The organism is Paracoccus sp. PARArs4 (assembly GCF_947311865.1).
Classification (GTDB): Bacteria; Pseudomonadota; Alphaproteobacteria; order Rhodobacterales; family Rhodobacteraceae; genus Paracoccus; species Paracoccus zeaxanthinifaciens.
Genome location: NZ_CAMZMW010000001.1, coordinates 50106 through 63996 on the forward strand (window position 1 = coordinate 50106; position 13891 = coordinate 63996).

The 13891-nt window shown below is 67.7% G+C and carries 11 protein-coding genes; 3 read left to right on the plus strand and 8 right to left on the minus strand.

What is annotated here, in order from left to right; genetic code table 11:
* Positions 1-50 precede the first annotated feature (50 nt).
* Positions 51-1259: an N-acetylmuramoyl-L-alanine amidase gene (locus QMZ16_RS00290; protein ID WP_282601655.1), complete on the minus strand. Its 1209-nt coding sequence runs from the start codon at positions 1257-1259 to the stop codon at positions 51-53.
* A complete protein-coding gene (locus QMZ16_RS00295) occupies positions 1256-2389 on the minus strand; it encodes an aminotransferase class I/II-fold pyridoxal phosphate-dependent enzyme (protein ID WP_282601656.1) in 1134 nt (377 codons plus the stop codon). Before QMZ16_RS00295 ends, QMZ16_RS00290 begins: the two co-directional genes overlap by 4 nt.
* Positions 2390-2548: 159 nt before the next feature.
* On the opposite strand from QMZ16_RS00295, the gene QMZ16_RS00300 reads away from it, so the two are divergent.
* Positions 2549-3295, plus strand: coding sequence for a DsbA family protein (locus QMZ16_RS00300; RefSeq protein WP_022707402.1), 747 nt, complete (start codon positions 2549-2551; stop codon positions 3293-3295).
* 337 nt (positions 3296-3632) lie between these two features.
* Here the strand turns inward: QMZ16_RS00300 and QMZ16_RS00305 are convergent, their stop codons facing one another.
* From QMZ16_RS00305 to QMZ16_RS00330, 6 genes are all read right to left on the minus strand, one after another.
* Positions 3633-5063, minus strand: coding sequence for a mannose-1-phosphate guanylyltransferase/mannose-6-phosphate isomerase (locus QMZ16_RS00305; RefSeq protein ID WP_282601657.1), 1431 nt, complete (start codon positions 5061-5063; stop codon positions 3633-3635).
* Between the two features lie 152 nt (positions 5064-5215).
* A complete protein-coding gene (locus QMZ16_RS00310) occupies positions 5216-8179 on the minus strand; it encodes a hypothetical protein (RefSeq protein WP_282601658.1) in 2964 nt (987 codons plus the stop codon).
* Positions 8180-8603: 424 nt separating this feature from the next.
* A complete protein-coding gene (locus tag QMZ16_RS00315; protein WP_282601659.1) occupies positions 8604-9152 on the minus strand; it encodes a 5-formyltetrahydrofolate cyclo-ligase in 549 nt (182 codons plus the stop codon).
* Positions 9149-10540 (minus strand): magnesium transporter, encoded by a 1392-nt coding sequence (mgtE, locus tag QMZ16_RS00320; protein WP_282601660.1) that lies wholly within the window; start codon positions 10538-10540, stop codon positions 9149-9151. The genes QMZ16_RS00315 and mgtE overlap by 4 nt, the downstream gene beginning before the upstream one ends.
* Before the next feature lie 36 nt (positions 10541-10576).
* Positions 10577-11389 (minus strand): inositol monophosphatase family protein, encoded by an 813-nt coding sequence (locus QMZ16_RS00325; RefSeq protein WP_282601661.1) that lies wholly within the window; start codon positions 11387-11389, stop codon positions 10577-10579.
* Between the two features lie 135 nt (positions 11390-11524).
* Entirely contained in the window at positions 11525-11884 is a 360-nt protein-coding gene (locus QMZ16_RS00330; protein ID WP_028725808.1) for a helix-turn-helix transcriptional regulator, read from the minus strand.
* A 186-nt stretch (positions 11885-12070) separates the two neighbouring features.
* Between QMZ16_RS00330 and QMZ16_RS00335 the strand changes: the two genes are divergently transcribed.
* On the plus strand, positions 12071-13030 hold the full coding sequence (locus tag QMZ16_RS00335; RefSeq protein WP_282601662.1) for an NADPH:quinone oxidoreductase family protein: 960 nt from the start codon (positions 12071-12073) through the stop codon (positions 13028-13030).
* A gap of 100 nt (positions 13031-13130) precedes the next feature.
* Positions 13131-13874 carry a Bax inhibitor-1/YccA family protein gene (locus tag QMZ16_RS00340; RefSeq protein WP_282601663.1) on the plus strand — a complete coding sequence of 248 codons (744 nt, stop codon included), beginning with the start codon at positions 13131-13133 and terminating at the stop codon, positions 13872-13874.
* The last annotated feature ends 17 nt before the right edge of the window (positions 13875-13891 follow it).

Genomic DNA, 13891 nt, shown 5'->3' on the forward strand with positions numbered 1-13891 from the left:
AACGCAGGTGAGGTCTCTATACCGCCCTTCGCCCGGACGGTCAAAGCACGTCAGCGTCGAAGAAGCTGCGTCCGCGCACCCTCGTCCCGCCACCATCCGAGCGTGGCGTCGGCCACCGCCTCGACCATGCGGGCGCGCCATGCCGGATCGGTCAGGTTCTGCCGGTCGTTCGGGTCGCTGATGAAGCCCAGCTCCAGCAGCGCCGAGGCGATGTCGGGCGATTTCAGCACCGAGAACGCGGCCCCCTGGATGGGCCTGCCATGCAGCCCGATGCCCTTCAGCGCCATGCGCGACGCCAACAGCCGCGCGAAGGCGTCCGATCGGGGCTGCGTGTCGGTGCGCGCGAAATCCATCAGGACATGGGCCAACGCGTCATCCTCGCCCGCAAGGTCCATGCCCGTCAGCAGGTCGGCGCGGTCGTGGCGCATCCCCAGTTGCCGTGCCGCGCGGGCATTGGCCTTGGTGTCCCAGACATAGACCGTCGCCCCCGCCGCCTGCCCCCGCGGCAACGCGTCGGCATGCAGCGACAGCATCAGGTGAGAGCCCGCCTCTCGTGCCGTGGTCATGCGCGATTCCAGCCCGACATAGACGTCGCGATCGCGCGTCATGTTCACCGTCACGCCGCGCGCCTGCAACGCGTCACGCAGTTCCTGCGCGAAGGTCAGCACCAGGACGGCCTCGGTCTCTCCTCCGGCCTGGGCGCCGGGGTCGAAGCCGCCGTGACCGGGATCCAGCGTCACGATCAGACCGTCGGCGCGTTCGAAGGGAACGATCTCGGCGGGGTCGGGCAGATTGCGCAGCGCGGCAGCGGCCGAGGGGCGCGGCGCGAAGGCCTCGTCCGAGACAGGATCCAGCAGGATGCGCAGGCCCGCCTCGGCGCCGCCCACATCCATTCCGGCCTCGGTCACGCGGAAGGGGCCAGGCAGTTCGAACACCATGCGCGACCAGCCGCGACGGAAGGCGCCCCATCGTATCGCAGGAAGAAGATCGTTCCCGAACAATCCCTTCGGGCTGCTTCCGCGAAAGTCTATACCCTTGACATCGACGACCAGGCGCGCCGGATCGCCCACCAGGAAGACGCGCCACGGAACGGGGCGGTCCAGCACCAGCCGGAACTCCAGCGGCTGGGGGCCGAAGACGCGCTGCCACCAGCCGTCGGGTGCCTGCGTGATGGATGACGCCCCCGTCAGCAGGCGGGCATCCTCGGCCATGGCAGGGACCGCCATGGCCAGCGCAAGGATCGCGGCAAGCGCCTTCATCTTGCGGCCATGAAGTCCGTCAGGCGGCGCAGACCCTCGGCGATGTCCTCGGTCGCGCGGGCATAGCTGAAGCGCAGCCACTGCCCTCCGCGGTCGGGATCGAAGTCCAGCCCCGGCGTCACCGCGACACCCGCGCCGTCCAGGATCTCTCGGGCCAGGTCCAGCGAATTGTCGGTCAGGTGCGACACGTCGGCATAGACGTAGAACGCGCCCTCGGGCGGGGCGATGCGGTCGAAGCCCGCCTTGGGCAACCCATCCAGCATCAGGCTTCGGTTGCGGGCATAGACGGCAAGGTTGGCCTCGGCCTCGGGGATGCAGTCAAGCGCGGCAAGGGCCGCGATCTGGCTGGCATGGGGCGGGCAGATGAACATGTTCTGGGCCAGACGCTCGAATGTGCGGACCATGTCGGGCGGCACCACCATCCAGCCCACGCGCCAGCCCGTCATCGAGAAATACTTGCTGAAGCTGTTGATGACGATCACGTCATCCGTCACTTCCAGCGCGGAATGGCAGCGATCGCCATAGGACAGCCCGTGATAGATCTCGTCCGAGATCAGCGTCATGCCGCGCGCCTTCGTGGCATCCGACAGCGCCTGCAGTTCCGGAACGGTCAGCACCGTGCCGGACGGGTTGCCGGGCGACGCGACGATCAGGCCCTGCGCATCGGGCAGATCCTCCGGTCGCGGCTGGAAGCGGTCCTCGGGGCGGGTCGGGATGCCGACCGGGTCCAGCGACATGGCCCGCAGGATCTGGCGATAGCTGGGATAGCCGGGGAACCCCATCGCCACCTTGTCGCCCGCCTCGAACAGGGCCGAGAACGCCAGCACGAAGGCGCCGCTGCTGCCCGCGGTCACGACCACCCGCGCGGGGTCCAGATCGATCCCGTACCAGCGGCGATAAAGGTCCGCGATCCCCTGCCGCAATTCGGGCAGCCCAAGCGCGACCGTGTATCCAAGCGGCGCGTCCAGCGCGTCGGCCAGCGCGCGACGGGCACCTTCGGGCGCGGGGGTGCCGGGCTGGCCGACCTCCATGTGGATGATGTGGCGGCCCGCCGCTTCGGCGCGGGCGGCATCGGCCATGACGTCCATGACGATGAAGGGGTCCACCTGACCCCGATCGGATTTGCGCATGCTCGGACCTCGGTTCTTTTGGCTGCCCTGATAGCGCGACAGGACCCGCGGGGCCAAGCACCTTCCTGCGGCATCGGTCACGCCGCCGTGTTCGCAGGCTGCTTGCGCCGCCGGACAGGTCGGTCCACTGTTTGTCGCGAAACGACCAGAGGTTCGCAGATGAAGCGCATGATCGCCGCCCTTGTCATGGGCACCGCACTGGCAGGCCCCGCCCTGTCCTTCGACATCCAGTCCATGTCCGACGAAGAAAAGGCAGCCTTCGGCGAGGCCGTTCGCGAATACCTCGTGGCCAATCCCGAAACCCTGGTCGAGGCGATCACCGCGCTGGAGGAACGCCAGGCCCAGACCGCCGCGATGGACGACCAGCAGCTGATCACCCAGAACAGCGAGGCGATCTTCCAGGACGATCACAGCTGGGTCGGCGGCAATCCGGACGGCGATCTGACCATGGTCGAGTTCATGGATTATCGCTGCGGCGTCTGCCGCCAATACAATGAATCGGTCTTCGACGCCGTCGAGGATGATGGAAATATCCGATTGATCGTGAAGGAATTTCCAATCCTCGGCGAGGATAGCGAACGCTCCAGCCGCTTCGCGCTGTCGGTCAAGGCGCTTGCGGGGGACGATGCCTACAAGGCCGCCCATGACGCGCTGATCACCCTGCGCAGCAGCGCCTCGGACGACGCGCTTCGCGGGATCGCGGACGAGATCGGCGTGGATGCCGACAAGGCCATCGCGGGCATGCAGGACGACGCCGTGACCGAGATCCTGCGCAAGAATTACGAGCTGGCGCAGAAGATGGGCATCCAGGGGACGCCCAGCTTCGTCATCGGCGATCAGCTGCTGCGCGGCGTTCCGCGCGCAGGCATCGCCTCGACGGTCGAACAGATCCGCGAGACGATGTGATCCCTGACGGACGAAGGGGCGGGCATGCCCTGCCCCTTCGTCCGGTTAGCGCGCCCTTAACCAGTCGATGACGACCCGGGCCGGGCCTGGTGATCAGGTCAGGTCCCTTCAACTGCCTGCTGCTAGATGAGGCCAATTGGCACCCTCATCTCAAGGACCATCCTGTGAAGAAAACCGCCTGACAGCCCGGGCGATCAGCTGGGACTCGACCGACGGATCATGCGTCACGTCGGGATGTTCCGATCATGGTCAAAACGTCCGACAGCCCGCAACCCGTGTTGCGGCCTGTCGGACGGATCGGTAGGAACCTGCCCCGGATCGTCCCCGTGGCAGCGCCTCAATCCTCGCTCGAGCGGGAATAGACGTCCTCGTAGCGGATGATGTCATCCTCGCCCAGATAGCTGCCGGTCTGGACCTCGATCAGGACCATCGGGACCTTGCCCGGATTCTCCATCCGGTGGACGGCACCCAGGGGGACATAGATGGACTGGTTCTCGGTCACGAGGGTGACCTGATCGTCCACGGTGACGCGGGCGGTGCCATTGACCACGATCCAGTGCTCGGACCGGTGGACATGGCTTTGCAGCGACAGCGCGGCGCCCGGCTTGACGACGATGCGCTTCACCTGGAAGCGGTCGGCAAGGGCCAGCGTCTCGAACCAGCCCCAGGGGCGATGGTCGCGCGGGAAGGATTCGGCCTGCTTGTGGCCCTTCTCCCTCAGCGCGGTGACGGCCTTGCGCACATCCTGCGCACGCGACTTGTCGGCCACCAGCACCGCATCCGAGGTGGCGACGACCATCAGGTCCTTCAGCCCGATCCCCACGACCTGCAGATCGGAATCCTCGGAGCGCAGCAGCACGTCGTCGCAATCGATCGCGGTCGAGTTCCGGCAGGCGACGTTGCCCCCCGCCTGCCCGTCCAGCTGTTCGCGCCAGACCGCGTCCCAACCGCCCAAATCCGACCAGCGCCCCGAGAAGCGCACGACGCTGAGGTTGCCTGCCTTTTCCATCACGGCAAAGTCGATGCTGTCGTCGCGGGCGCTGTCCCAGCCTGCGCGCGCAAGGCGCAGGAAGCCCAGGTCGACATGCGATTCATCGATGGCGCGGGTGACTGGCTTGATGAACTCGGGGGCATGGGCCTTGAACGCCTCGATCATGACGCGCGCGCTGAACAGGAAGATCCCTGCGTTCCACAGGAAATTGCCCGCCTGCAGCATCTGCTCGGCGCGCGCGGCGTCCGGCTTCTCGACGAAGCGGGTCAGCGGCTGGACCGCTTCGGGGCCGTTGCCGCCCAGTTCGAGATAGCCATAGCCGGTCTCGGGGCGATCGGGCGTGATGCCGAAGGTGACGATCCGGCCCTGGCGGGCGGCGACGGCGCCCGTCTCGACCGCTTCGCGGAATGCGTCCGCATCGGGGATCACGTGGTCCGAGGGCGCGACCAGCAGCAGCCCTTCGGGGTCGGTCTGCGCCTGCAGCAGGGCGGCGGCAAGGATCGCGGGCGCGGTGTTGCGGCCCGAAGGCTCGATCACGATGCGCCCGGGTTCGATCCCGGCCTGTTCCAGCTGCTCGGCCACGATGAAGCGGAAATCGGAATTGGTCATCACGACCGGCGCGGCGAAGCCCGCACCCGACAGGCGCAGGGCCGAGGCCTGGAACAGCGTCTCATCCCCGATCAGCTGGGCGAATTGCTTGGGAAAGCTCTTTCTGGAAACGGGCCAAAGCCGCGTGCCGGAACCTCCAGCCATCAGAACCGGGGTGATCGTACTCATGACAAACCTCTTTGCGCGGCCCGCGCGTCAACAACGCTTACATGCGCGGCCCCCGCAGGGGCCACCCGCGCAGGATAGCCCCGAACCATGCGCGGACAAAAGGCAATCCGTCACCTTTTATCGCAATGTTTCGAACGGAATGGGCCGGACGCTCAGTGTTCGCGGTCGCAGATCGGGCAATGCGGCGCGCCGTCCGACCCGACCGAGGTCGCCTCGCCGCAGATGCTGCAGGCGTGGTGGCGCAGGCTTGCGCGGCCCTGCAGCACCATCAGCTCCTGCGGCAGACGCTTGCGCAGGTAGCCGGCGCTGCTGATCTGCTTGAGCATCGTCAGCGATTTCGGCTCGGGGCGTTCGGGCGTGCGCCGCCCCTCGGCGCGGCCGCCGCCCAGGTCGTCGAAGCGCGCCCCCTCGGGCTTCACATGCGCCAGGTCCGTCCGGTCGAGATAGCTGACCGCCAGTTCGCGGAAGACGTAATCCAGGACCGAGGTCGCCGTCTTGATGCTGTCGTTCCCCTCGACCGGGCCGGCAGGCTCGAAGCGGGTGAAGGTGAAGGCATCGACGAATTCCTCCAGCGGGACGCCGTATTGCAGCGCGACCGACACGGCGATGGCGAAGTTGTTCATCATCGCCCGGAAGGCCGCGCCCTCCTTGTGCATGTCGATGAAGATCTCTCCGACCGAGCCGTCATCGTATTCGCCGGTCCGAAGATAGACCTTGTGCCCGCCGACGCTGGCCTTCTGGGTATATCCCTTGCGGCGCTGCGGCAGCTTGCGGCGATCGCTGCGGGCGGCCTCCTTGACGACGATCCGCTCGGCCATGCGTTCGGCCAGCGCGCCCGCGCGGACGGGTGCGGGGGCGTCGGGCAGGATATCGTCCTCGACCTCGGCGACATGGGCGGAAAGGCGCGACCCCTCGCGCTGGATGCGGCACTGCCAGAGGCCCAGGTCATGCGCCAGCTCGAACAGGGACTGGATCTGGGCGATGCCGGTCGCATGCGGCACGACGGTCCGGCGCTGCACGTCGCCCGACAGCGCGTGCTGGACGGCGGCGGTCTGGCGGATCGACGCCTCCGGGTGGATGCGGCGGATGCTGTTGCGCCCGACGGCCTGCGCGCAGTCGAAGACCGCCAGGTCGGCAGGGTCCAGGTCGGGGGCACCCTCGACCGTCATCGCGCCGCAGACATGGGCGTTCGCCGCCTGGATCTGGCGGGCCGAGAAGCCCAGATGCGCCAGCATGTCGAAGCCGGGATCGTCCAGCCGGTCCTGCGGAATGCCCAGGATGTCGCGGCAGAATTCCTGCCCGAGCGTCCACTGGTTGAAGACGAAGCGGATGTCGAAGGCGTCCGGCAGCGCGGCCTCGATCCGGTCGATCTGGTCATGGCCGAAGCCGTGGCCCGCAAGGGCCGCGTGGCCGATCTCGGGGCTGCCCAGCAGGGTGCCGTGACCCGTCGCATGGGTCGCGATCCGCGCGATCGCATCGGTCGGATAGCCCAGGGCGCCCAGCCCTGCGGCAACCGCGGGCGCGATGACGCGGCGATGCGCGCCATCCGCGTCGGGCACATGATGGACCAGCGCCTGAAGCGGCTCGATGCCGTCGGCCTCCCAGCCCAGAAGCAGCCGCAGATCGCCCGAGGGGCGGACGGCGCAGACCTGTCCGTGACGCAGGCCCGATGCCTGGGCCAGGGCCAGCGCATTGCGGAAGACGGCCTGCGCCGGGCCGCGCTGATCGGCGCGATCCGACAGCATGCGCAGCATCGCCCGCCGGTGGGTGCCGAACGCGGTCCCCTCGGCCGTGCGGGCCGCGATGCGGGCCGAGGTCTCCCACGCCGCACCCGCGACGACCGCGCTCAGTTCGGTCGCAAGCGTGCGCGCCTCGTCCGATCCATAGGCAAGACCCATCGACATCAGCACGGCACCAAGCCCCACGGGGCCGATCGCCAGGTGATCGGCCTGCGGGTCCGCGGCGTGCTGCGCGATCGCGGTCAGGCGGGTGGCATGGGCCAGCCCCTGGTGGTCGAACTGGCCGCCCTGACAGAAGGCCGGCAGGTACAGATGCGCGGACAGATCGGCCCGCCCCGCAAAGGGGGGCATATTGTCCGTGAATTCCAGCGCGGGATCGCCCGTCGCCCATGCGGCATCGCCGATGCGGTCCCACAGGCCCGCATCTTCGCCGTCCTGCATGGCGCGCAGGAAGCCGTCGCCCAACCGCAGGGTGCACTCGGTCTGCTGGCCGGTGACGCTGGCCCAGCCCTCGCCGTCCCAGTCGTCGTCGAAGACCGGCAGCTCGGTCGAGGCGAAGCCTTGGCGCGCATGATCCAGCACGCGCTGAACCTGCGTTTCGGGGATCATCGCGCGGCGGGCATCGCGCAGGGCCTGGCTCAGCGCGGGTTCGGTACCGGTGCGGGCAGCCTCGGCCAGGGCGCCAAGGCGGTCGCGCTGCATCCGCGACCCCGCGATCAGCGCCGAGAGCTTGCGTTCCTCGTCAAGCTTCCAGTCGATGAAGCGGCGGGCCTCGGGGTGGGTCACGTCGCAGACTGCGTGGATGCCCGGCCTGCGGATCGCCGCACCGCGCATCAGGGCGGCGCGCGCACGGTCGGCCTCTTGCAGCGGGGCCATCAGGGGCGCGTCATCGGCAAAGCGCAGCGTGGTGTCGGTGTCCGGGCGCGCGGGTTCATCGGCGCCATAGGCCCAGGCAAGGCCGAACCCGTCCCAGAGACCCGCCACAGGCGCGGCCATCCCCTGCGCCATCATGCGCGTCATGTCGTCCAGAAAGGCGCGCGCGAAGGATTCCGACGCCAGCGTTCCGGCCTTCCATGCGCGATGGGTCAGTGCCCCTGCAATGCGCTCGATCAGCTCGGGCAGACCGCCCTCATCACCGAACGTCGCCCCAGGCGCGGAACGCGAGGGCCAGAGGAATTCGGGAACGCCATCCTCGGGGATGCGCTGCATTTCGGATGGCACGACGCCGCGCGCCAGCAAGCCGGCAAGGGCATCGACCTGGATCGCGGACCAGTGGGATGGGGCAAGCACGTCGCCCTTGTCGGACAGATGCGCGACCAGCGCGATATCGGCCCATGGCCCCGCGAGGTCGTTCGAGAAGCGACGTTCGATCTGCATGGTTTGCGCCATCCTTCCTGCATCGCGCCCGCGCGACAGACCGGCCCGCGCGCATGACGCGGGGATCGGAGGGCATGGCCATCCGTTTCGGTCCTATCGAATTCGCATGTGGCTGCGGCTCGAATCGCCACCACATCTTGTGCCGGTTGGGCTGTTTGACCCAAGGTGGCGCGCGCATTAAGGCCTTTCAACCGCTTTATTTGCCCCGTATCGCGCGCCCCGCCATTGACAGGGACGAAGGGGGATTCGCCCACAGGACAAGGCGATCACGGATGGGAAAACAGGGGGCAAGCGGCGATTTCCGCGCAAAACCAAGGGGGTGCCGAAACCCGCCCTCAGCTTATCCACAGGGTTGCGCGAAAACCGCCCACAGCTTGCTCACAGCCGATGCAAAAACGTCACAATCGGCAGGTTTTTGCAGGGCTTAGCCAGCAGCCTCGGGAAAGACCGCACCGGCATCGGTGACGATCAGGTCCAGCGGCTGATCGAAGGGCTCGACGGGAATCGCCTCGACGCGCTGACAGGCGAATGCCAGGCCCATCGCCAGCACCGGACCCTGCGCGCGCAGCCGTTCCAGCGTCCGGTCGTAGAAGCCGCCGCCATAGCCCAGCCGGTTCCCCTGCCCGTCGAACCCCGCCAGCGGGACGATCACCACGTCGGGGCGCATCTCGGGCGCATCCGGACCGGGATGAGAGACGCCGAAATCGCCGCGCACCAGCGGCGCATCGGGCTGCCATTCGCGAAAGACCAGCGGCCGGTCGCGGCCCGTCACCACCGGCAGGACCAGCACGCCCTGATGGTCCTGCAGCGCGGGCCGGGGGTCGGCCTCGTCGCGGATGGGCCAATAGGCCGCGACGACGCCGCGCCGGAAGGGCAGCAGCGCATTCGCAAGGTGCCGCGTCAGCGCATCCGCGTCGCCGCCTGCCGCGCGAGCCGCCAGCGCCTGGGCGCGCAGCGTGGCCTTCGTGGTCACAGCAGCACCGCCGAGGCCAGCCCGAGGAAGGCAAAGAAGCCCACCACGTCGGTCACCGTCGTCACGAAGGTCCCCGAGGCAAGCGCAGGGTCGGCGCCCACCTTCTCCAGCCCCAGGGGCACGAGGATGCCCGCAAGCGCCGCGATGGCGAGGTTCACGATCATCGCGACGGCGATGACCGCGGCCAGCGACACGCCGTCGAACCAGATGAAGGCCACGATCCCCATGACGACCGCGAAGGCCAGGCCGTTCAGCAGGCCCACGATCGCCTCTCGTCTGACGACGCGCCAGACATTGCTTCCGCTCAGGCTCTTGGTGGCGAGGGCGCGCACGGCGACGGTCAGCGTCTGCGTGCCCGCGTTCCCGCCCATCGAGGCGACGATGGGCATCAGCACGGCCAGGGCCACGACCTGCTGGATCGTCGCCTCGAAGACGGCGATGACCAGCGATGCGGCAATGGCGGTCGCCAGGTTCACGATCAGCCAGGGCAGGCGCTGGCGCAGCGTCTCGGCCACGCTGTCGGTGATGGCCGATTCCTCGCCCACGCCCGCAAGGCGCAGGATATCTTCCTCGTGTTCCTCGTCCAGGACGGTCATGGCGTCGTCGATGGTGATGACGCCGACCAGCCGCTCCGATGCATCGACCACCGGGGCCGAGATCAGGTGGTACTGGTTGAAGGCATAGGCGACATCGCCCTCTTCGGCATAGGCGCTGATGGTGCGGAAGCTGTCCTCGGCCAGGTCGCGCAGCGCCACGTCGCGCCGCGTCGCCAGCAGGCGCCCAAGCGTGACATAGCCGATGGGATGGCGGCGCGGATCGACCAGGATGATGTGATAGAACTGCTCGGGCAGCCATTCCTCGGCGCGCAGGAAGTCGATCGTCTCGCCCACGGTCCAGTGTTCGGGCGCGGTGACGACCTCGGACTGCATGAGGCGGCCCGCGGAATATTCGGGGTAGGCCAGCGACTGCTGGACGGCGGCGCGGTCGCTTTCGTCCAGGGCCGCAAGGATCTCGGCGCGGTCGGGTTCGTCCAGATCCTCGATCAGGTCGACGACATCGTCGCTGTCCATCTCTCGGACGGCCTCGGCAAGGACGTGCCGGGGCAGCATCTCGACGAATTCCTCGCGGATGGATTCGTCGATCTCGGACAGGATCTCGCCGTCGATCTCGCCGCCATAGAGGTCGATGAAATCCTTGCGACCGCTCGGGGTCAGCCGCTCGATCAGGTCGGCGATGTCGGCGGCGTGCATCGGCTCCAACGCCGCGTTCAGCGTCTGGGCGTCGCCCGCCTCCAGCGCCTCGTCGACGCGGGCCAGCCATTCGGGGCCCGGGCCGAAATCGCCTTCGTCGCGGTCGTCCTGACGGTCCAGGATCTGTTCTTCGGCCATGATGTCCCTCTTGTCTTGCGTTACCGGCCCAACAGATCAGCCGCGCAGAAGTTCAAGCGCGGCACGGTGCAGTTCGGGGCTGGCGGCGGCGATGACCTGCCCCCCTTCATGCGCCGGACCGCCCTGCCAGTCGGTGACGATCCCGCCCGCCGCCTGCACGACGGCCAGCGGCCCCGCGATGTCATAGGATTGCAGACCGGCCTCGATCACAAGGTCGATCTGTCCGATGGCCAGCAGACCATAGGCATAGCAGTCCAGACCGTAGCGCGTCAGCCGCACCCGGTCGGCCACGCGGCGGAACGCGGCGGCCTCGGGCGGGGTGCCGATCTCGGGGAAGGTGGACAGCAGCGTGGCCCGCGACAGGTCCACGCCGTGACGGACCGCAAGGCGGCGCTCGCCCATCGGGCCGGTCATCCGCGCCTGGCCCAGCCCGCCCTCGAACCGTTCGGCGGTATAGGGCTGGTCGATCAGGCCATAGCGGACCCCCTGCCCGTCCGACAGCCCGATCAGGACGCCCCAGCTGGCCGCGCCGCTGATGAAGGCGCGCGTGCCGTCGATCGGGTCCAGGATCCAGGTCAGGCCGCTGGTGCCGGCAAGCGCGCCGTATTCCTCGCCCAGGATGCCGTCATCGGGGCGGTCGGTCGCCAGCACCTCGCGCATGGCGCGTTCGGCGGCGCGGTCGGCCTCGGTCACGGGGTCGAAATCGGCGGGGCGCTTGTTGTCGGCGGCAAGATCATCGCTGCGGAAGAAGGGCAGGATCGCCGCGCGGGCGGCATCGGCCATGCGATGGGCGGTGCGGATCAGCAGGGCGCTGTCATGCCCCTCGATGCTGTCGGTCATGCTGTGCATAGGGCCCCCTTCGCTGCCGTTCGGATCGGTGTAACCCGTCCCGGCTGCGGGGACCAGCCATCCGGCGCGACTGTCGCCGTGGCTTCATCTTGCGGATGTGACGGGGCCCGCGACGATGCGCGGGCCCCGGTCAGATCACGCTGCGTCCGACAGCACCCTTGCCAGTTCGAAGATCTGGCGGCGCTGCGCGGCCGGCATGGTGTAATAGGCGCGCACAAGCTGCAGCGCCTCCTTGTCGGCAAAGATATCGCCTTCGACGATATCCGGGATCTCGCCCTCCATCAGCCCTTCGAAGAAGAAGCTGACCGGGACATCGACCGCCTGGGCGATATCCCACAGACGCGAAGCCGAGACGCGGTTCATCCCCGTCTCGTACTTCTGGATCTGCTGAAACTTGATCCCGACCTTATCGGCAAGCTGCTGCTGCGTCATACCGATCATCCAGCGGCGATGGCGAATACGTTTACCAACATGAACATCTACACTGTGCTTCATCGTCCAGCCCTTTCAATCTAAAGAGGCGGTAACCCGACGAGGCTCAATTAGCGAGTGTCATGTTGGTTAAGGCGTCCCATTCTGACCAAAAAGACAGGTCCGGACAGCCCGAAGGTGACCTTTCGTACAGCATCTCGACAGGCTGCCTCGTTCCCGGTCAGATATCCGCAAAGGGAGGAACGCGTCATGATTCGGACAGCCGTCATCGAAACAGCGGGCAGCGATCCGGTGCTGCGGCAGGTCCCGCGCCCCGCCGCGGGGGATGGCAGGGTGCATGTCCGCATGGTCGCGTCGGCCCTGAATTTCGCCGATCTGCTGAAGGCGCAGGGCAAGTATCAAGAGCGTGAGGAGCTTCCCTTCGTGCCGGGCCTGGAAGGTGCGGGCGTCGTCGTCGACGCCCCCGAGGGTGCATCGGTCGCGCCGGGCGACAGGGTGATCGTCGCGGCCCCCGGCACCATGGCCGAAGAGGTCGCGGTTCCCGAAACCGCGGTCCAGCGCATCCCCGACGAGATGGGCTTTGCCGAGGCTGCCGGTTTCCATGTGGCTTATGGGACAAGTCACATGGCACTGTCAGGTCGCGCGCGACTTGAATCGGGCGAGACGCTCGTCGTCCTCGGGGCCGCCGGAGGGGTCGGCCTGACCGCGGTCGAGATCGGTCGCGCGATGGGCGCGCGGGTGATCGGCGTGGCCCGCGGGGCGCACCGGCTGGCCGTGGTCAAGGCCGCAGGCGCGCACGAGGTCATCGACAGCGCCGAATGCACGGACCTGCGCGCCGCGCTGCGCGACATGGGCGGCGTCGATGTCGTCTATGACGCCGTGGGGGCCGAACCGGGCGAGGCCGCGTTCCGGGCCCTGCGGCGCGGGGGGCGGTTCCTGCTGATCGGCTTCGCGGCGGGTCGCCCGCCCGAGCTTCCGCTGAACCACGCGCTGGTCAAGAACATCGCGGTCCACGGCTTCTACTGGGGCGGATATCGCGATCTGGACCCCGACGCCATGTCCGACAGCATGGAGGCCCTGTTCGCGATGTATCGCGCCGGCAATCTCAGCCCCGTCACCGGCGAGACGCTGCCCCTCGACCGCATCGCCGAGGGCTTTGCCATGCTGAGAGAGAGGCGCAGTGTCGGGAAACTGGTCATCACCTTCTGAAAAGCGCGACCTGACGCCTCTGTCAGTTGAAAAGCGCCGCGTTCCGCACGATATTCAAGCACAAGGCGCACCCGCGCCATTCATGCTTAGGGAGACTTCGATGGCAGACTACAACACCTACCGCTCCGCGCAGGGCGTCGGCGCCCGCCAGGCGGCGGTCGACGAAGGCCTGCGGGCCTACATGAACAAGGTTTATGGGCTGATGGCAGTGGGCATGGGTGTGACCGCCGTCGCGGCCTATGGCATCGCCACCGCAGCCGTGAACGACGGTCAGCTGACCCAGCTGGGCTATGCGATCTACAGCTCGCCGCTGAAATGGGTCATCATGTTCGCGCCGCTGCTGATGGTCTTCGCCTTCGGCGCCGCGATCAACCGCCTGTCGGTCGGCGCGGCCACCGGCCTGTTCTATGCCTTCGCGGCCCTGATGGGCCTGTCGATCAGCTCGATCTTCCTGGTCTACACCTCGGTGTCGATCGTGCAGACCTTCCTCGTGACCGCGATCGCCTTCGGCGGCCTGTCGATCTATGGCTATACGACCAAGAAGGACCTGTCGGGTCTGGGCACGTTCCTGATGATGGGCCTGATCGGCCTGATCGTCGCGTCGATCGTGAATATCTTCCTGCAGTCCAGCGCGATGCAGTTCGCGATCTCGGTGATCGGCGTGCTGATCTTCGCGGGCCTGACCGCCTATGACACGCAGAACATCAAGAACACCTATCTGCAGATGGCCGGTTCGGACAGCGACTTCATCGGCAAGACCGCGATCATGGGTGCGCTGCGCCTGTATCTCGACTTCCTGAACCTGTTCATGTTCCTGCTGCAGTTCATGGGCAACCGCGAGTGATCGCGACGACCCGCTGA